Source organism: Vibrio sp. Vf1514 (genome assembly GCF_052076135.1).
In the GTDB taxonomy this organism is placed as follows: Bacteria; Pseudomonadota; Gammaproteobacteria; order Enterobacterales; family Vibrionaceae; genus Vibrio; species Vibrio furnissii.
Map to the genome: position 1 here is coordinate 539,866 of NZ_CP197267.1, position 18,028 is coordinate 557,893.

General features: G+C 50.1%; 17 protein-coding genes and 1 other annotated feature. Of the genes, 12 read left to right on the plus strand and 5 right to left on the minus strand.

The annotated features are described in order from the left end of the window. The first annotated feature begins 55 nt into the window (after positions 1-55). From ACS18Q_RS02580 to ACS18Q_RS02590, 3 genes are all read left to right on the plus strand, one after another. Positions 56-1,807 (plus strand): GGDEF domain-containing protein, encoded by a 1,752-nt coding sequence (locus ACS18Q_RS02580; protein WP_014205732.1) that lies wholly within the window; start codon positions 56-58, stop codon positions 1,805-1,807. A 109-nt stretch (positions 1,808-1,916) separates the two neighbouring features. Continuing rightward, positions 1,917-4,253 (plus strand): aerobic respiration two-component sensor histidine kinase ArcB, encoded by a 2,337-nt coding sequence (gene arcB / locus ACS18Q_RS02585; RefSeq protein WP_441257621.1) that lies wholly within the window; start codon positions 1,917-1,919, stop codon positions 4,251-4,253. A 1-nt stretch (position 4,254) separates the two neighbouring features. Further along, on the plus strand, positions 4,255-4,701 hold the full coding sequence (locus tag ACS18Q_RS02590) for a hypothetical protein (protein WP_004724145.1): 447 nt from the start codon (positions 4,255-4,257) through the stop codon (positions 4,699-4,701). 62 nt (positions 4,702-4,763) lie between these two features. Here ACS18Q_RS02590 and arcA read toward each other — a convergent pair whose 3' ends face one another. Beyond that, entirely contained in the window at positions 4,764-5,480 is a 717-nt protein-coding gene (gene arcA, locus ACS18Q_RS02595) for a two-component system response regulator ArcA (RefSeq protein WP_004724146.1), read from the minus strand. 322 nt (positions 5,481-5,802) lie between these two features. On the opposite strand from arcA, the gene ACS18Q_RS02600 reads away from it, so the two are divergent. Both ACS18Q_RS02600 and ACS18Q_RS02605 read left to right on the plus strand, forming a co-directional pair. Next, the gene (locus ACS18Q_RS02600; RefSeq protein WP_038150646.1) at positions 5,803-6,189 is read left to right on the plus strand and encodes a DUF3293 domain-containing protein; all 387 of its coding nucleotides are present in this window, start codon (positions 5,803-5,805) and stop codon (positions 6,187-6,189) included. A gap of 28 nt (positions 6,190-6,217) precedes the next feature. Beyond that, complete coding sequence (locus tag ACS18Q_RS02605; RefSeq protein WP_004724148.1) at positions 6,218-6,703, plus strand: putative 4-hydroxy-4-methyl-2-oxoglutarate aldolase; 486 nt, start codon at positions 6,218-6,220, stop codon at positions 6,701-6,703. Here ACS18Q_RS02605 and ACS18Q_RS02610 read toward each other — a convergent pair. Beyond that, positions 6,700-7,161 (minus strand): hypothetical protein, encoded by a 462-nt coding sequence (locus ACS18Q_RS02610; protein WP_038150648.1) that lies wholly within the window; start codon positions 7,159-7,161, stop codon positions 6,700-6,702. The two genes, ACS18Q_RS02605 and ACS18Q_RS02610, sit on opposite strands and share 4 nt — an antisense overlap. Positions 7,162-7,460: 299 nt before the next feature. Next, positions 7,461-7,580, plus strand: a sequence feature (Thr leader region). Between the two features lie 30 nt (positions 7,581-7,610). On the opposite strand from ACS18Q_RS02610, the gene thrA reads away from it, so the two are divergent. From thrA to thrC, 3 genes are read left to right on the plus strand one after another with little or no spacing between them, the layout of a single operon-like run. Then, the gene (gene thrA / locus ACS18Q_RS02615; RefSeq protein WP_014205728.1) at positions 7,611-10,070 is read left to right on the plus strand and encodes a bifunctional aspartate kinase/homoserine dehydrogenase I; all 2,460 of its coding nucleotides are present in this window, start codon (positions 7,611-7,613) and stop codon (positions 10,068-10,070) included. 18 nt (positions 10,071-10,088) lie between these two features. Further along, entirely contained in the window at positions 10,089-11,045 is a 957-nt protein-coding gene (thrB, locus tag ACS18Q_RS02620) for a homoserine kinase (protein WP_143680236.1), read from the plus strand. After that, positions 11,042-12,325 carry a threonine synthase gene (gene thrC, locus ACS18Q_RS02625; protein WP_004724152.1) on the plus strand — a complete coding sequence of 428 codons (1,284 nt, stop codon included), beginning with the start codon at positions 11,042-11,044 and terminating at the stop codon, positions 12,323-12,325. The genes thrB and thrC overlap by 4 nt, the downstream gene beginning before the upstream one ends. A 76-nt stretch (positions 12,326-12,401) precedes the next feature. On the opposite strand, the gene grcA is transcribed toward thrC, so the two are convergent. Then, positions 12,402-12,779 (minus strand): autonomous glycyl radical cofactor GrcA, encoded by a 378-nt coding sequence (gene grcA, locus ACS18Q_RS02630; protein ID WP_004724153.1) that lies wholly within the window; start codon positions 12,777-12,779, stop codon positions 12,402-12,404. A 325-nt stretch (positions 12,780-13,104) separates the two neighbouring features. On the opposite strand from grcA, the gene nfo reads away from it, so the two are divergent. Further along, positions 13,105-13,983: a deoxyribonuclease IV gene (gene nfo, locus ACS18Q_RS02635; RefSeq protein WP_238825048.1), complete on the plus strand. Its 879-nt coding sequence runs from the start codon at positions 13,105-13,107 to the stop codon at positions 13,981-13,983. 73 nt (positions 13,984-14,056) lie between these two features. On the opposite strand, the gene ACS18Q_RS02640 is transcribed toward nfo, so the two are convergent. Next, a complete protein-coding gene (locus ACS18Q_RS02640; protein ID WP_014205724.1) occupies positions 14,057-14,224 on the minus strand; it encodes a hypothetical protein in 168 nt (55 codons plus the stop codon). A gap of 68 nt (positions 14,225-14,292) precedes the next feature. On the opposite strand from ACS18Q_RS02640, the gene ung reads away from it, so the two are divergent. Both ung and ACS18Q_RS02650 read left to right on the plus strand, forming a co-directional pair. Continuing rightward, positions 14,293-14,970, plus strand: a complete 678-nt coding sequence (ung, locus tag ACS18Q_RS02645; protein WP_014205723.1) for a uracil-DNA glycosylase — start codon at positions 14,293-14,295, stop codon at positions 14,968-14,970. A 91-nt stretch (positions 14,971-15,061) separates the two neighbouring features. Continuing rightward, positions 15,062-15,613 (plus strand): hemerythrin domain-containing protein, encoded by a 552-nt coding sequence (locus tag ACS18Q_RS02650; RefSeq protein WP_014205722.1) that lies wholly within the window; start codon positions 15,062-15,064, stop codon positions 15,611-15,613. Between the two features lie 50 nt (positions 15,614-15,663). Here ACS18Q_RS02650 and ACS18Q_RS02655 read toward each other — a convergent pair whose 3' ends face one another. Further along, positions 15,664-15,843, minus strand: coding sequence for a DUF3545 family protein (locus tag ACS18Q_RS02655; protein WP_004724158.1), 180 nt, complete (start codon positions 15,841-15,843; stop codon positions 15,664-15,666). Between the two features lie 695 nt (positions 15,844-16,538). Here ACS18Q_RS02655 and ACS18Q_RS02660 point away from each other — a divergent pair. Beyond that, on the plus strand, positions 16,539-17,969 hold the full coding sequence (locus ACS18Q_RS02660) for an alanine/glycine:cation symporter family protein (RefSeq protein ID WP_055465992.1): 1,431 nt from the start codon (positions 16,539-16,541) through the stop codon (positions 17,967-17,969). The last annotated feature ends 59 nt before the right edge of the window (positions 17,970-18,028 follow it).

Consider the following 18,028-nt stretch of genomic DNA (forward strand, 5'->3'; position numbering starts at 1 on the left):
AACTGTTATCTTTTGCCCTCTCAATAAACGGTAGTGTTTGAAGGTTTTCATCAGCATGGATCAACTGCAGTGGGCAGCGACAGGATTTATGGAACACTGGGGATGGTTTGTCTCGCTGATCGCTGTGATCGGCGCCGGTTTCCTCTACCTGTATCGTCGTTTGCAGCGGCATTTGGTGTTGCTGATGGCCAGTTCACCGGCGGCGCTGCTGCTATTTCAAGCACAAAAAGGCGAATTGGTGTTTGCCAATTTAGCCGCGTTCTCGCTGTTTGGCATTCGCCGCGTGGGCAAAAACTTTTTCTTTCCTCATACATTACCAACGCAGGCGCTAGAATCGCTGCTGCAAACCGTGGCGGGCTGCGCTGAAACACACGTTGCGGCGGTGATTGACTGGCCACTGTCCAGTGGCGGTGAACACAAAATTGAACTGACCGCGCGCGCGACTCATTATCGTGGTCAGCAAGTCTGGCTGGTCAATGCGGTCGCTTACCACCATGCTGCCTCTGAACACCACCATGAACTCAATACGTTGACCATTTCTAAAACCGCCTTCGATTCTCTGTCGGAACTGATTTACGTCAAAGACTTAGATGGGCAACGCATCGCCACCAACCGCGCGTTTGATCAATTCTGGCATGGCCGTGAAGCCGAAGGCAGTGAAGCATTTTCAGGCGTGATGAAAGGGCGCGCCAGTCAGCAGCGCTGGACCACCACGCCGGATGGGCGCAGTTGTCTGCTGGAAACCCATCAAACGGTGCTGATGTCGCCCAGTGGCGAGAACTTGGGCGTGTTGGGTATCAGTCATGATGTGACGGACTGGCACAACATTGAGCGCAATCTGCGTGATGAAATGGAAAAGCGCAAAGATACGGAAGTGGCACTGGCGCAGCGCGATACGATTTTGCAAAGCATTTTGGACGCCAGCCCGGATTCCATCGGCATTTTCAACGAGAACATGGTTTATCAAGCGTGTAATGAACCGTTTATTGACGCGCTGGGGCTGCATGATGTGCGGGAATTGATCGGCAAGCGCTTGCAAGATGTGGTGCCAGAAAGTGTGTATGCCCGTTTGTCGGAAACCGACAGCAGCGTGCTGGAAAGTGGTCACTCGCTGCGTTATCTGGATAAAGTGGACTATGCCAACGGGCGTCAAGTATGGTACGACGTGGTGAAATCGCCTTTTCGTGATCCCATTTCCGGGACGCGAGGCGTGCTGATCATGGCGCGAGATGTGTCGGAGCGCTATCTCAGCGAGCAGAAACTGGAAGCGGCCAACCAAGAGTTAGAGCGGTTGAGTTACTTAGATAGCTTGACGCAAGTGGCAAACAGACGCCGTTTTGATGCGCAGATGCAAGCGCTGTGGCACCTACATGCCCGTGAAAAGCGTCCACTGAGCGTGATGCTGTGCGATGTCGATTACTTTAAAGGGTATAACGATCGCTATGGCCATTTACAAGGGGACGATATTCTTCGCTTGGTGGCGCAGGCGTTCAATGACGTGATTAACCGTTCGTCCGATTGCGTCGCCCGATATGGTGGGGAAGAGTTTGCCATCATTTTGCCCAACACCGAGTTGGCGGGCGTTCAATTGGTGGCGCAGCGCATTCACGATCGTTTGGCAGAACTGGCCATCCCGCACCAGAGTTCTACTGTGTCGCCTTATATCACCATCAGTATTGGTGTGGTGACCTGCATTCCTCAACCCGAGGATACCCCAGAAACCATGTTGGCTTGGGCCGACAGCGCGCTATACCAAGCCAAAGCCAATGGCCGCAATCAAACCAGCGTGCACCCCATCTCACTTTGAGCATGCGTGGGGGGATTCATCCACGACTTGTCACGGTTATGGCTGACGTTCATAGGCCAAACACGCTAGACTAACGCCAACGTTTATCCTGGAGCTTTGCATGAAACCCATGAAAAATCTCGCCCAGTATTATGTCGATCTGCTGGTCAAGCTGGGCATCCTCCGTTTTTCAATTTTGCTGGCGCTGGCCTTAGTGGCTTTGGCCGTGGTGGTGCAAGTTGGTATCACGCTGGCGCTGAAAGGTTTTGTCGACGACATCGATATTGTTCGCTCGGTGTTCTTTGGTTTGTTGATCACGCCCTGGGCGGTCTATTTCCTGTCGGTGGTGGTCGATCAGTTGGAAGAGTCACGTCAACGCTTATCCAAACTGGTCTCTAAGCTCAAGGACATGCGCTCACGCGATCAGGAACTCAATCAGAAGCTGCAACAGAACATCGTCAAGCTCAATCAAGAAATTGAAGAGCGGATCAAGGCCGAAGAAGCGCGTGAAGAAGCGATGGTGGATCTGGAGAACGAAGTCTATCAGCGTGAAAAAACCCAGGTTGAATTGGCAGAACGGACTGCGCTGCTGCGCTCGTTCATCGATGCGTCACCGGATCTGATCTACTACCGCAACTCCAAATGTGAATTCTCCGGCTGTAACCGCGCGATGGAAGAGCTGACCGGCAAGCGCGAAAGTGATCTGGTTGGGTTGACGCCATGGGATGTGTATCGCAAAGAGATCGCGCAGTCGATCGTTGAAACCGACCAGCAAGTGTTTGATAACAACCGTTCGCTGACGTATGAGCAGTGGTTGGAATACCCGGATGGGCGTAAAAGTTATTTCGAGCTGCGCAAAGTGCCATTTTACAGCAAAGATGGTCGTCATTTGGGTTTGGTGGGCTTTGGGCGCGATATCACGGAACGTAAGCGTCATGAAGAGTCTTTGGAAAAAGCCAGCCGTGACAAAACCACCTTTATTTCGACCATCAGCCATGAATTGCGCACCCCGCTCAACGGCATTGTGGGGCTAAGCCGTATGCTGCTGGATACCCAGCTTGATCCCGAGCAGCGTAAACACATGCAGACCATCAATGTCAGTGCGGTGACGCTGGGCAATATCTTCAACGACATCATCGACATGGATAAATTTGACCGTCGCAAACTGGAGTTATTCCCGGCGCCGCTCAATTTCGAGGAGTTTGTTGCTGAGCTCGAAAGCCTCTCGGCGTTAATGGCCGAGCAGAAAGGACTGCGTTTTGATCTCGAACGGTTGACGGATTTACCAGCGCTGGTGGAAGTGGATGCGACGCGCCTGCGTCAGGTGCTGTGGAACTTGATCAGCAACGCGATGAAATTCACCAAAGAAGGTGGCGTGGTAATGTCGGTCAGCGCTGAGGTTGAGGGGGATTTCGCCAATATCGTGATGGACATTGAAGATACCGGGATCGGCATTCCAGAATCGGAGCTCGATAAGATCTTCGCCATGTATTATCAGGTTAAATCAGGCAAAGATAACTTACACGCGGTCGGCACCGGCATTGGGCTGGCGGTGTCTCGCCAGTTGATCAATCTGATGGGCGGCGATATCAGTGTTAGCAGTGAAGAGGGATTTGGCAGCACCTTCACCGTCACCATATGCGTGCCATTGTCACACGGGAGCGTGGCTGAGCCGCAACCTATACAGCAACAGAGCTTAAATATCTTTATGGTGGAAGATATTGAACTCAACGTCACCGTGGCTCGCTCGCTGCTGGAAAGCTTAGGCCATACCGTGTCGGTCGCGATGACCGGGGAAGAGGCCAAAGCCGTCTTCGAACCGGATCAATACGATTTGGTGTTCCTCGATATTCAATTGCCGGACATGACCGGCTTTGACATTGCTCAGTACTACCGAGACACGTATCCGCATCTGCCGCCATTGGTGGCTTTGACGGCCAACGTGCTGAAAGACAAAGGCGAATATCAACGTAAAGGCATGGATGATGTGATCAGCAAACCGCTGTCCGTACAAGCCGTGCAGGATGTGATTAACAAAGTGGTGCATCACATCGACAAACCGAGTGTGCAGGCCATTTCGCCGCAGCCAGAGCTGCTGGATGCGCAAGATGAGTTGTATCAACGTTTACTCGATTTGCCCATGTTGGAGTCCTACATTGACATTGTGGGGCCGCAGCCGGTGCTCGACAGTATTGAAATGTTTGCCGAGATGATGCCAAGCTATATCGAGGTTCTTGATTCCAATATGGTGGCCAAAGATCAGGCGGGGATTGCGTCGGAAGCGCACAAAATTAAAGGGGCGGCAGGCTCGATTGGTTTGAAACACATTCAGAGTGTGGCCCAGAAAGCGCAATCGCCGGATGCGCCGGCATGGTGGGAAAACATCACCGATTGGGTCGATGAAATTAAAAATGAATACCAGAATGATATTCTGGTGCTGAAACAGTGGTTAGCGCAGAGGAAATAACATGAAAAAGTGGCTTTTGGTTTTAGCGAGTACAGTCTTGGCCGCGTGTGCGACGCATACCGTCAACTGGCAGCACAGCAATTTGGCCATGTTCTCAGACACGGCGATTCAGCTCAAAAGTAACCTCTGGACCGATCAAATGCCCAAGGTCGGAGAGGATGTTGATTCGCAGAATCTCAACGGCACCTTGACTCTGGAAACGTCCGGTCAGCTTCCGGCGGATCTGAATGTCAGCATGGTGGTGATTAAGCAGGGCGATGAGATGTGGACCATTGACGGTGATGACGTGGAACTGCGTACCCAAAGTGAAAACATGTGGGAAGTGGTGTTCCAGAGTGACATTGAAATCGATCTGAACAAGCCAGTCAGCGTGGCGTTGGGCTTAAGTGACAGCCAAGGCGAAACTTGGCTGGTAGAACACAAAGTCACGATCGACAAAGTGTACTGATCGGTAAAGCATAAAAAAGCCTCTGCATGCAGAGGCTTTTTTGTGTTCGTTGATTTGGAAAATTACTCTTCCAGATCACCACAGAAACGGTAACCTTCGCCGTGAATCGTTGCGATGATTTCCGGTGTGCCAGACACAGATTCGAAGTGTTTACGAATGCGGCGAATGGTCACGTCTACGGTGCGGTCATGAGGTTTGAGCTCACGGCCAGTCATTTTCTTCAGCAGATCCGCACGAGTCTGGATCTTGCCTGGGTTTTCACAGAAGTGCAGCAGTGCACGGAACTCTGAACGCGGCAGCTTGTAGCTGTCGCCGTCAGGGCTAACCAGTGAACGACTGTTGATGTCCAGTACCCAACCGTTGAATTCGTATTTCTCAACAGAACGTTTCTCTTCGTGTGTTGTGCTTGCGTTCATTGAACGGCTAAGCAGGTTACGTGCACGAATGGTGAGCTCACGTGGGTTAAATGGCTTCGTGATGTAATCATCTGCACCGATTTCCAGACCCAGAATCTTGTCTACTTCATTGTCGCGACCAGTCAGGAACATCAGCGCTACATCTGCTTGTTCGCGAAGTTCGCGAGCCAGCAGCAAGCCGTTTTTACCTGGCAGGTTGATATCCATGATCACCAAATTGATTGGGTTGTCGGACAGCACATGGTGCATCTCTTCACCGTTACTGGCCTCAAAAACAGCGTATCCCTCTGCTTCAAAAATACTCTTAAGAGTGTTACGAGTTACCTGCTCGTCTTCAACGATTAGAATCTGCGGGGTTTGCATTGGCGGTACCTAAACTTGTGAAAAAAATGTGCTAATAGAACTCATTCTAGGCAAAAACATAACATACAAGTAAAATTATGTTGATAATAAACCAAAGTTTTTAGACAAAGTCTCGACTTTGATTGCCCGCCATCCATGGATAACACTAGCGATTGAGATCCAATACCTCGACAGTTCTACTAGGCTTTGCAGCGAATTCTATAATGTTAACAGCATGCTAACAACGGCCTGTTGTTAATTCCAACAACTTTGTTGTTTTACATCAAGAGTTGGAATGTAACAGATATGAATAGTAATAACGAGTTGTAAAAATACGAGAACAATGACGATAGATAAAAAACTGTGGCAAGCCTACTCCCGTGTCCGATTTGCCTTTGAATCCCCGTTGCGCAAGCGATCGTTCGCCATCATCACGGCATGGAACCCGAAAAGCCAAAGGTTGTCGAATAATGAGAATTGCGTAAATAATCAACGTTTACAACAGAAGTTGATGAATTATGATTGGTCTGAAGTGGTGGTCGGAGATGACCATTTCGACTGGTTTGAAGAGAGTTTTGCCGTGGTCATGCCTTTAGACACGGCGCTGCAGCTGGCCAGAGACTTTGACCAGAATGCGATTTATTACGTTATGAACGATGAGCTGATGTTGCACTCTTGTATTGACGGGAGGGCGGTGTCGTTAGGCTCGTTACAAGAAAAACTTAAATAACAAGCACAACAAGAATCATGGAGGAATGATGAGAGATATTACACCGGATATTTGTGATCAATATGAATCGCAAGTGACATTGTTGGAGCTGCCGTTACAAAATTTCGGTATGCGCAGTGCCTTCTGGGGACAAATCGTCACCGTACGCTGTTATCACGACAATTCGAAAGTGAAAGAAATACTCAGCCAAAACGGCAAAGGGAAAGTGTTAGTGGTCGATGGTCATGGCTCTTGCCAAAAAGCGCTGATGGGCGACCAAATTGCCATTTCCGCCATTGAGAATGAATGGGAAGGCGTGATCATCAATGGTGCGGTGCGCGATGTGGTGGCGATGTCCCAGATGGATCTCGGCATTAAAGCGCTGGGGGCTTGCCCGTTCAAAACAGAGAAGCGTGGTGCGGGGGATGTCAATGTCACATTGACGATTCATAACCAGATGATTCAGCCGGGCGATTACCTCTACGCCGACTGGAATGGAGTTCTCCTGTCGCCTGTCGAGCTGACGCTGAGTTAGAACCGAAAGCCGAGACCAAACTCGATGCCTTGCTGCCACTCCTGATAGTCGAGAGTGGCGTGCAAATCGAGATTTTCGGTCAGGTGCAAGCGGCTGGAGACTTCGGCCGATAAGACGTCAACGCGTTTATTGTCTTCACTAAGTTTGTTCACCGAATAGAGAGTGCTTTTGAGTGAGAAGCGCTCGCTCACCTTGTAGCTGACGCCACTGAGAAACCCATTTTCGCCGCCGTTGATCGATGAGTTGACGCGCGCGCCGACATACAAATCCACATTGCGAAATACGTTATACATGTACCCGCCATCGACCACCCAACTGTCAAACCCCTGATTACCCGGTTCGCTGTACAAGAACATACTGTGTGAAGACCGGTTTTGTTCGGAAGGCAAGGCGGGGAGTTCTACGGCGTGCGCGGCACAACCCATCACGAGGCATACCATACCAAGAATGTGCTTCATGATACCCTCCTTGTTGTGATGATTGGGTGTTCGCTTTCCACTGCGGCAACCCCAATTTAAGCACAAAATATCACCGGTTGCTGCTCAAATTGTTATAGCGATTGGTTATGTCGGAATGATGGTTCGGTTATCTGCATGTCACCCTAGCATATGAATCCTGATGATTTAGCGATTTAGACGTAAGAATTGAAAGAGAAGCGAAAAAAAGCAAATTTTTCGTTGACTCTTTGCGCAAAAATGGGTTAAACGTAAAGGCACGCAAACACACGAGTTACGCAAGATTCCTATGATTAATAACAGCCTAGTAGTAATGACCACGACCATTATTATTACCGACATGACGCATGTTGGGGCAGGCTGCTGAGCGTAAAAAATTCACAAAAAAGGCCTGTATCCCAACCGATACAGGCCTTTTTTTATACCAATTTTCAGAGAGTTTGGAGGAAGGGATGCGAGTATTAAAGTTTGGAGGTTCATCGTTAGCAGATGCTGACCGTTTTTTAAGAGCGGCTGACATCATTGCCAACAATGCACAGCAGGAAGAAGTGGCCGTTGTACTGTCCGCGCCAGGGAAAACAACCAATAAGTTAGTGGCTGTGATTGAGAATGCACTGCGCAATGGTGAGGCGGAATTACAGATCGCCGAGCTGGAAGCATCATTCCAAGCGCTGTTTGACGCGATCAAAGCGGTGTTGCCTCATCTGGACGGCAGCGGTTTTGACAACCAAGTGCGTACGTCGATGTCGAAACTGCGTCAGTACGTGCACGGCATTAGCTTGCTGGGCATGTGTCCCGACAACGTGAATGCGCGCATCATCAGTAAAGGGGAACGTATTTCCATTCAACTGATGAAAGCGGTGATGGAAGCCAAAGGGCTGGCTGCCAACCTGATTGACCCCGTGAAGTACTTACTGGCCAAAGGCGATTACTTAGAAGCCATGGTGGATGTCGACGCGTCGACACAGCTGTTCAAGCAAAATCCACTGCCAGCGCATCACGTCAACATCATGCCGGGCTTTACCGCGGGGAACAAAAAAGGCGAGCTCGTTTGCCTTGGCCGCAACGGTTCCGACTATTCAGCGGCGGTTTTGGCCGCGTGTCTGCGCGCCGAGTGCTGCGAAATCTGGACCGATGTGGATGGCGTCTACAACTGTGATCCGCGTTTGGTGGACGATGCGCGTCTGCTGAAATCCCTCAGTTATCAAGAAGCGATGGAACTCTCGTACTTCGGTGCGTCCGTTCTGCATCCGAAAACCATCGCGCCGATTGCTCAATTCCACATTCCTTGCTTAATTAAAAACAGCTTCAATCCACAAGGCCCAGGTACTCTGATTGGCCAAGATACTGGCGAAGATAAGCTGGCCATCAAAGGCATCACCACACTCAACAACCTGACCATGGTGAACGTGTCTGGCCCAGGCATGAAAGGCATGGTCGGGATGGCCAGCCGCGTGTTTGGCTCCATGTCTGCTGCGGGCGTCTCCATTGTGCTGATTACACAGTCGTCGTCGGAATACAGCATCAGCTTCTGTATTGAAGCAGAGCACAAACAACTGGCGCAACAAGCGTTGGCGGAAACCTTTGAGCTTGAACTCAAAGATGGCCTGCTCGAGCCGGTTGAATTCATGGAAGATCTATCGATCATCACGCTGGTGGGTGACGGAATGCGGACTTCGCGTGGCGTTGCATCGCAGTTCTTTGCATCACTGACAGAAGCGCACGTCAATATTGTTGCGATTGCGCAGGGCTCATCTGAGCGCGCGATCTCCGCGGTGATCCCAGAAGACAAAGTCTCTTCGGCGATCAAAGCGTGTCACGAGAACCTCTTCAATTCCAAACACTTCCTTGATGTGTTTGTGGTCGGCGTGGGTGGTGTGGGCGGTGAGCTGGTCGATCAGATCCACCGTCAACAAAGCAAACTGGCCGATAAAGGCATCGTGATCCGTGTATGTGGCCTTGCCAACAGCAAAGGGTTGCTGCTTGATAGCGAAGGCCTGCCGCTGGATCATTGGCGCGATCGCATGACCGCTGCCACCGAAGAGTTTTCATTGGCACGTTTGATTGCCCTTGTACAACGCAACCACATCATCAACCCGGTGTTGGTGGACTGCACGTCAAGCGATGACATCGCGCGCCAATACGCCGATTTCTTGGCCGCGGGTTTCCATGTGGTCACCCCCAACAAGAAAGCCAATACCGCCAGCATGGCGTATTACTACCAGTTGCGTGAAGTGGCGCGTCACTCTCGCCGTAAGCTGATGTATGAAACAACTGTTGGTGCGGGTTTGCCGGTGATTGAGAACCTGCAAAACCTCATTGCCGCAGGCGATGAGCTGGAAAAATTCAACGGTATTTTGTCGGGTTCACTGTCGTTTATCTTCGGCAAACTCGATGAAGGGCTGTCGTTCAGCCAAGCGACCTCGGTTGCCAAAGACAAAGGCTTTACGGAACCGGATCCGCGCGATGACCTGTCGGGCATGGATGTGGCACGTAAGCTGCTGATCTTGGCGCGTGAATCAGGCATGGTGTTGGAGCTAGACGACGTGATCGTGGAACAGGCACTGCCGCCGGGTTTTGATGCGTCGGGCAGTGTGGATGAGTTTATGGCACGTCTGCCACAGGCCGATGCGTACTTTAAGTCCTTGGGCGATCAAGCGGCTCAAGAGGGCAAAGTCCTGCGCTACGTGGGTGAAATTGCCGATGGTCAATGCCGCGTGCGTCTGGCGATGGTCGATGAAAATGACCCAATGTTCAAAATTAAAGATGGCGAGAACGCGCTGGCGTTCTACAGCCGCTACTATCAACCAATTCCTCTGGTGCTGCGCGGTTATGGCGCCGGGACAGAAGTAACTGCCGCAGGCGTATTCGCGGATGTGATGCGTACGTTAGGCTGGAAATTAGGGGTTTAATCCATGAGTTCAAGTGATATGAGTGTCGTTGTTTATGCGCCGGCATCCATTGGTAACGTCAGTGTGGGGTTCGACGTGCTGGGGGCCGCGGTGTCCCCAGTCGACGGCACTCTGTTGGGTGACCGCGTGCAGGTCAAGTTGGGCAGCGAACCATTCACACTGAAAACAGCGGGCAGCTTCGTCTCTAAGCTGCCCACGGATCCTAAAGAAAACATCGTGTACGACTGTTGGACCGTGTTTGCGCGCGAGCTGGATAAAAAGCAGATTGCCCTCAAACCGCTGGACATGACGCTGGAGAAAAACATGCCGATCGGCTCAGGACTGGGTTCCAGTGCCTGCTCGATTGTGGCTGCACTCGATGCACTGAACCGTTTCCATGGCCAACCGCTGAACGACACTGAGTTGCTGGCACTGATGGGAGAAATGGAAGGTAAAATTTCCGGCGGTGTGCATTACGACAACGTGGCGCCATGCTATTTGGGCGGCGTGCAACTGATGTTGGAAGAGCTCGGTATCATCAGCCAGGAAGTGCCTTGTTTTGATGAGTGGTACTGGGTGATGGCGTATCCGGGCATCAAAGTCTCGACCGCGGAAGCGCGCGCGATTCTGCCGTCGCAATATCGTCGTCAGGACATCATCGCACACGGCCGTTATCTGGCGGGCTTTATTCATGCGTGTCATACCAACCAGCCGGAGCTGGCGGCGAAAATGATCAAAGACGTGATCGCAGAACCATATCGTGAGAAACTGCTGCCGGGCTTTGCCGATGCGCGTAAATACGCGGCGTCTGCAGGGGCACTGGCGACCGGGATATCAGGCAGTGGTCCAACGCTGTTTAGCGTATGCAAAGATAAAGATGTCGCAGAGCGTGTCGCTCGTTGGCTTGAACAAAACTACGTCCAAAATGAAGAAGGATTCGTGCACATTTGTCGCCTCGACAAGAACGGTTCGAAAGTTACAGGAAGTGAGCTATGAAGCTTTACAACATAAAAGAAAATGATGAACAAGTCTCCTTTGGCCAAGCCGTGCGCCAAGGGTTAGGCCGCAACCAAGGTCTGTTTTTCCCGTCGGAATTACCCAAGTTTGACGATATTGATGCGCTGCTGGCGGAAGATTTCGTCTCTCGCAGCACCAAGATTCTGTCTGCGCTGATTGGCGATGAGCTACCGGAAGACAAAGTGAATGCGATGGTGGATGCGGCATTCCAATTCCCTGCGCCGATTCAGTCAGTCAAAGATGGCGTCTATGCGCTGGAGCTGTTCCACGGTCCAACCCTGGCGTTTAAAGACTTCGGGGGGCGCTTTATGGCCCAATCTCTGGCAGCGGTGTCGAACGGCGGTAAAATCACCATTCTGACCGCAACATCGGGCGATACCGGTGCGGCGGTGGCCCACGCCTTCTACGGCATGGAAGACATCAACGTGGTGATTCTGTATCCGAAAGGCAAGATCAGCCCACTACAAGAGAAGCTGTTCTGTACGCTGGGTCAAAACATTCATACCGTGGCCATTAATGGCGACTTCGATGCTTGTCAGGCGCTAGTGAAAAAAGCGTTTGATGACGCTGAGCTGCGTCAGCAGATCGGCCTCAACTCCGCGAACTCGATCAACATCAGCCGCCTGATGGCGCAAATCTGTTACTACTTTGAAGCAGCATCGCAGATGAGCAAGGCAGAGCGCGAGAATCTAGTGATCTCGGTCCCGAGTGGTAACTTTGGTAACCTGACGGCGGGCCTGCTGGCCAAAGCGCTGGGTCTGCCGATCAAACGGTTCATTGCCGCAACGAACGCCAACGATACGGTACCTCGTTATCTGGAAACCGGTCAATGGGATCCGAAACCGACGGTCGCGACCACGTCAAATGCAATGGATGTGAGTCAGCCAAACAACTGGCCACGCATTGAAGAGCTATGCCGCCTGAAAGATTGGGGCCTGGAAACATTGGGCAAAGGGGCGGTGCTTGACCACGAAAGCGCGCAATCGGTGCAAGAGCTTAATGCGCTCGGCTATTTGTGTGAGCCACACGGCGCGATTGCGTACCGCGTGCTCAACGAGCAACTGCAACCGGGCGAAACCGGTCTGTTCTTGTGTACGGCGCATCCGGCGAAATTTAAAGAAGTCGTCGATGAGATTTTAGGAACGGATATCGAACTGCCAGCGCCGCTTGCCAAACATGCGGTCATGGAGTTGCTGTCGGTTGATCTCGACAATGACTTTGACGCACTGAAAGCCTTGCTGGTCAAAGTGCAGCCTTAATTGGCTCACGTGAGTGGCTAAAGAGAATAAAAAAAGCGGCGCCCTCATCGGCGCCGCTTTTTTCATGCATCTGAGATTACAGAGATTCTGTAAATGTACGTGCGATCACGTCACGTTGCTGCTCTGGCGTCAGCGAGTTAAAACGTACCGCGTAGCCTGACACGCGAATGGTCAGCTGTGGGTATTTTTCTGGGTTCGCAACCGCATCTTCCAACGTTTCACGTTTTAGCACGTTCACGTTCAGGTGTTGACCACCTTCAATGCGAGGTGTGGTTTCAATCGCCACTTCACGGCTTTCGAATTCACCCAGTTCATTGATCGCAACAACCTGATCAGCGTCGTAACCGGCAACGGCGGCAACACAACGTGCTTCATTGGCTTCACTGTCGATTAGCCAAATGGAGTTAAGTAGGTCATCATTAGCGGCTTTAGTAATTTGAATACCTTGGATCATCACTATCTCCTAGTCCACAAACGTGGCATTTATTGGTGTTAATTTTCAAATTTTATTGAGCTTCGTATTATATAGCCAATATCCATAATGATAGTATTGATTTAGGTCAAAAAACAACAAAAAACCTTATTTTCTTCAAGGGGAATACTTTGATTTTGGTCAATAAGTTGTTTAAAAACAAAGTATTTACAATTTAGTTTAAAGTTTAAAACATAGTTTAATTTGTATTTTGTTGTAATTTTACTACAAAATACACCTATAACCCGTCGGCGATGACATGAGATCAGGCAGTTAGGCGGCCAAACTGAAAGTGTGAAGTGATTAAATGACAAACAGTAAAATCGATTCTGAAAACAAGTTTATTGGCGCCCATGTATCCGCCTCGGGTGGGGTTGATCAGGCGCCATTGCGTGCCAAAGAGATTGGCGCCAATGCGTTTGCGCTGTTTACCAAAAACCAGCGTCAATGGGTGGCCAAACCGCTTGAAGCGGCAACCATTCGTGCCTTTAAAGCCAATTGCCAGCGTTTGGGCTTTGCCGCAGAACATATTTTGCCGCATGACTCCTACCTGATTAACCTCGGCGCGCCGGAAACTGACAAGCTAGCAAAATCACGTGAAGCCTTTATTGATGAGATGGAACGTTGTCAGCAATTGGGGCTCACGTTGTTGAATTTCCATCCCGGCAGTCATTTAAAGCAAGTGAGCGAAAGCGAATGCCTGCGTACGATCGCGGAATCAATCAACCTTGCGCATCAGGCGGTTCCTGACGTGATTGCGGTGATTGAGAACACCGCTGGGCAGGGGACTAACCTCGGGTGGCGTTTTGAACACTTAGCGGAAATCATTGATCAGGTTGAAGATAAATCGCGCGTCGGCGTGTGTCTGGATACTTGCCACACCTTTGCCGCCGGTTACGACCTGCGCACCCCTGAAGCGTGTGAAGCCACATTTGCCGAATTCGACCGCATTGTGGGCATGCACTATTTAAGGGCAATGCATATTAATGATTCAAAGTCGGCCCATGGCAGCCGCGTCGACCGTCATCATTCGCTGGGGAAAGGGGAGATCGGCTGGCACTGCTTTGAATACATTGCCAAAGATCCGCGCTTCAATGGTATCCCATTGATTTTAGAAACGATTGATCCGGATATTTGGGCGGATGAGATCAACACATTGCGCGAATTTCATCGTCAGGTGTCATAATTTCAAGCAGATTCACACTATTGGCATCTTTCTTTCATTACATTTTCGTGTAAGTGTCATGTCAGTAAGGATGTCAATATGAACTCAGCTCACCCTGTTGCAATTCACGCCATTGCTCGCGCTGTTCCTCGCATGCCGGTGCCAAACCGCCATGTACATGGGCAAGGGCATCATCGTTCACCACAACGCAGTCGTCCCCACCATTAGTTGGTGCGATGCCCGTCAAACACTGAGTCATCATAGACGCCTGACGACGAAGAGCAAATCAGGGTACAATCGCCCTTATTGTTCAAGGAATAAGGATCTTTTATGACTCAGTCACTGACTTGGCATGACGTTATTGGCACCGAGAAACAGCAAGACTATTTTCAGCACACACTGGCATTTGTGGAAGCGGAGCGACACGCGGGGAAGGTGATCTTTCCGCCGGCCAAAGATGTGTTTAACGCCTTTCGCTACACCGAATTTGACCAAGTCAAAGTGGTGATTCTGGGCCAAGATCCTTACCATGGGCCGAATCAGGCACACGGGCTGTGCTTTTCTGTGCAACCCGGCATCAAAACACCGCCCTCTTTAGTCAACATGTATAAAGAGCTGGCGCAAGATATTCCCGGTTTTCAAATCCCCAATCACGGTTACCTTAAAAGCTGGGCTGACCAAGGCGTTCTCTTACTCAACACCGTCTTGACGGTGGAGCAGGGCAAAGCCCATTCGCATGCCAACACGGGCTGGGAAACCTTTACGGATCGTGTGATCGATGCGCTCAATCAGAATGGCGAAGGCATCGTGTTCTTGTTGTGGGGAGCACATGCTCAGAAGAAAGGTCGTATGATTGATCGTCAGCGTCATCATGTGCTGATGGCGCCGCACCCGTCCCCGTTATCAGCGCATCGTGGCTTTTTAGGGTGTCGCCACTTTTCGCAAACCAATCAGTTGCTTGAGGCGCAAGGCAAAGCCCCGATCGATTGGCAACCGCACCTCGATTAACCGATAGATTGGCGTTTTTTCGACCAGAATCAAAGCGTGTTTTTGAAACCTTATATACACTTACAGAAAGTATGTGTAAGGGAGAAACACGATGATGATTGAGAGAATCAGACGCGAGCATGGCTATATGACTCGGTTACTGGCGATTCTGCGTGACAAGCTGAAATTGCTCAAATCCGAACAGGCCATCAATTATACCTTGGTAAAAGAAATCGTGGATTACCTGGGCAGTCACTCCGAAACGGTCCATCACCCGAAAGAGGACATCATCTACCGCTACTATATGGCGCATTATGGTGAGCTTCAAACCGTGGCCGATTTGGAGAAGGAACACGTGACGTTGTCTGAGCAGACGCATGCGTTTCTCGATATCGTGGAGATGATTTTGCAAGATGCCGTGGTGCCTCAAGCGGTGATTATTGAGAAGCTGGAAGCGTTTATCGATGCGCAGCGCCGCCACTTGGAGATGGAAGAACAGTCCATTCTACCGCTGATCAACCGTACCTTTACGGTCAGCGATTGGCAGAACGTCGAATCACAATGGAATGAGAATGAAGACGATCCGGTGTTTGGGGAAACCATCGCCGAGCGGTTCGCGCAATTGGCGCGTCGTGTCCGTAAAAGCGAATCTGAATGCACCTGATGCCAGTCAATGCACGGTAATAAAAAGGCACCCGAAGGTGCCTTTTTATTTCATAATTTGATGTCGTTGATCTCCAGACAAATATCCATATCGAGAAGCTCTTTTTCCAGTCGCTTCTTATCACGAATGGCTTCGATTTCTCTCCACATACGCTTGACCGGTTTGGCTCGGTTCGCGCGGATCTTCGTGATTTCCCTATCCAACAGTTCATCGAAGTGCAAGTCATCCATAATCTAGCCTCATTGTCGTTGTCATCATTTCATGAGTGCTGTCTAAATAGCACAGTTAGCCGAAGCGTAACTTTGATTTGTTTCTCATTTGTTTCGTTTGGATGAAGCTTTGATGAGTTTTTTTACTGTGATTCACAGTTTTTAGGCCAAATTTTTGAGCGAAAAAGCAGCAGTTGAATCGCGCAAACGTTTTTATTGCGTTCAAGCGGTTGTTAAAAAGGTGTTGACGAGTTCGCGGTGGAATGATTGAGTGGTTAATAAATATCCAATTGATTTCAAAATATGACTTTTTACTGACAAATTTCCCTGCCTGAACGTCGAACCCCTTTATTCTCAGGGGGTGAGATTAACTTTATGCAATAAGGTTTTTATGGTTGCTTTTTGCTCTAAAATGTTGCGAAAAAGATAGTATTTTGCTCTGTTGTTGTAGCTTGTTTGATTGGTTGCGTGTTAATGAATGGTGATTTTATAGTAAAAAATAACAATCAAAAGCAATACATTGCATATTGATTTTTGCCACCTCAGGTTGCATTATCCGCCCGTCAAAAAATACGCTGGTTTATTTGGACAGCCTTTTCGGCTGGCTTAATGGCATCAAATGTAACCACAATTCAGATAACTTCGCGGGATGCGAAAGTGCATTTGTCATGCTGAGTGACACTCAGATCAGCGCAATCACTCTACGAGAGGTTCTTGTGACAGACTTAATTAACTTAATGAACGATCTGCTTTGGGGATCGATTCTGGTTTATCTTTTAGTGGGTGTGGGTATTTACTTCACTCTACGTTTAGGCTTTATCCAATTCCGTCATTTCGGCCACATGTTCAGCGTGTTGAAGAACAGCCGAAAAGAGGACAACGCTGGTATTTCTTCTTTCCAAGCCCTTTGTACCAGTCTTGCTGCTCGCGTGGGCACCGGTAACATGGCCGGTGTGGCTGTGGCGTTAACCGCTGGTGGTCCTGGTGCGATTTTCTGGATGTGGATGACGGCGTGCCTCGGGATGGCGACTTCATTTGCGGAAAGTACACTGGCTCAGCTGTACAAAACACGAGATAAAGACGGCAACTACCGTGGTGGTCCGGCGTACTACATGGAAAAAGGTTTGGGCATGCGCTGGATGGGCATCCTATTCTCTATCTTCCTGATCATTGCGTTTGGCTTGGTGTTTAACGCGGTACAAGCGAACTCCATTTCCAGCGCAATGAACACTGCATTTGGCTACGAGCCAATGTATGTGGGCATCGCGATTGTGTGTTTGTCGGCGTTTGTGATCTTCGGTGGTATCCGTAAGATTGCCCGTACCGCAGAAATCATCGTGCCGTTTATGGCGCTGGCGTACATTGCGATTGCGCTGTTTGTGGTATTCATGAACCTTGAGAAATTGCCTGAAGTATTTAGCTTGGTGATCAAGAGCGCGTTTGGCTTCCAACAAGCCGCCGCGGGTGGTTTGGGCTACGCCATTGCACAAGCGATGATCAACGGTGTGAAACGCGGTTTGTTCTCGAACGAAGCGGGTATGGGTTCTGCGCCAAACGCGGCAGCATCGGCAACGCCGTATCCGCCACACCCGGCGTCTCAAGGTTATGTGCAAATGCTGGGCGTGTTTGTGGATACCATCGTGATCTGTTCTGCGACTGTTGCCATCATTTTGATGTCGGGTGAGTACGTGCCACACGGTGAAATTACCGGCATCGAGCTGACTCAGCGTGCGCTCAGTTCGCAAGTGGGCAGTTGGGGCTCTATTTTCGTGGCCTTTGCGATTTTCTTCTTCGCATTTACCTCGATTATTGCCAACTACTCATATGCTGAAACCAACCTAATTTTCTTGGAGCACAACAACAAACGCGGTCTGGTGATCTTCCGTTTGGTGTTCCTTGGCATGGTGATGTTCGGTTCACTGGCCACGCTGCCGACCGTATGGTCGATGGCAGATGTGTCGATGGGCTTGATGGCGATTGTCAACTTGGTGGCGATTCTGCTGCTGTCTGGCATCGTGATTAAGCTGGCGAAAGACTACAACCGCCAGTTGAAAGCCGGCAAAGTGCCGACCTTTGATGCGAACGAATACCCTGAGCTGAAATCTCAGCTGGAAGAGGGCATTTGGGACAACACCAAGAAGTCTTAATAGATAGCATCAATATCAGAGATTGGAAAAGCCATGCAGACAATGCATGGCTTTTTTTG

Excerpts from the sequence above, each read along its gene's own strand:
- ACS18Q_RS02580 (WP_014205732.1), top strand. The coding sequence starts at position 56 with ATGGATCAACTGCAGTGGGCAGCGACAGGATTTATGGAACACTGGGGA.
- arcB (WP_441257621.1), top strand. The coding sequence starts at position 1,917 with ATGAAAAATCTCGCCCAGTATTATGTCGATCTGCTGGTCAAGCTGGGC.
- ACS18Q_RS02590 (WP_004724145.1), top strand. The coding sequence starts at position 4,255 with ATGAAAAAGTGGCTTTTGGTTTTAGCGAGTACAGTCTTGGCCGCGTGT.
- arcA (WP_004724146.1), bottom strand. The coding sequence starts at position 5,480 with ATGCAAACCCCGCAGATTCTAATCGTTGAAGACGAGCAGGTAACTCGT.
- ACS18Q_RS02600 (WP_038150646.1), top strand. The coding sequence starts at position 5,803 with ATGACGATAGATAAAAAACTGTGGCAAGCCTACTCCCGTGTCCGATTT.
- ACS18Q_RS02605 (WP_004724148.1), top strand. The coding sequence starts at position 6,218 with ATGAGAGATATTACACCGGATATTTGTGATCAATATGAATCGCAAGTG.
- ACS18Q_RS02610 (WP_038150648.1), bottom strand. The coding sequence starts at position 7,161 with ATGAAGCACATTCTTGGTATGGTATGCCTCGTGATGGGTTGTGCCGCG.
- thrA (WP_014205728.1), top strand. The coding sequence starts at position 7,611 with ATGCGAGTATTAAAGTTTGGAGGTTCATCGTTAGCAGATGCTGACCGT.
- thrB (WP_143680236.1), top strand. The coding sequence starts at position 10,089 with ATGAGTGTCGTTGTTTATGCGCCGGCATCCATTGGTAACGTCAGTGTG.
- thrC (WP_004724152.1), top strand. The coding sequence starts at position 11,042 with ATGAAGCTTTACAACATAAAAGAAAATGATGAACAAGTCTCCTTTGGC.
- grcA (WP_004724153.1), bottom strand. The coding sequence starts at position 12,779 with ATGATCCAAGGTATTCAAATTACTAAAGCCGCTAATGATGACCTACTT.
- nfo (WP_238825048.1), top strand. The coding sequence starts at position 13,105 with ATGACAAACAGTAAAATCGATTCTGAAAACAAGTTTATTGGCGCCCAT.
- ACS18Q_RS02640 (WP_014205724.1), bottom strand. The coding sequence starts at position 14,224 with ATGATGACTCAGTGTTTGACGGGCATCGCACCAACTAATGGTGGGGAC.
- ung (WP_014205723.1), top strand. The coding sequence starts at position 14,293 with ATGACTCAGTCACTGACTTGGCATGACGTTATTGGCACCGAGAAACAG.
- ACS18Q_RS02650 (WP_014205722.1), top strand. The coding sequence starts at position 15,062 with ATGATGATTGAGAGAATCAGACGCGAGCATGGCTATATGACTCGGTTA.
- ACS18Q_RS02655 (WP_004724158.1), bottom strand. The coding sequence starts at position 15,843 with ATGGATGACTTGCACTTCGATGAACTGTTGGATAGGGAAATCACGAAG.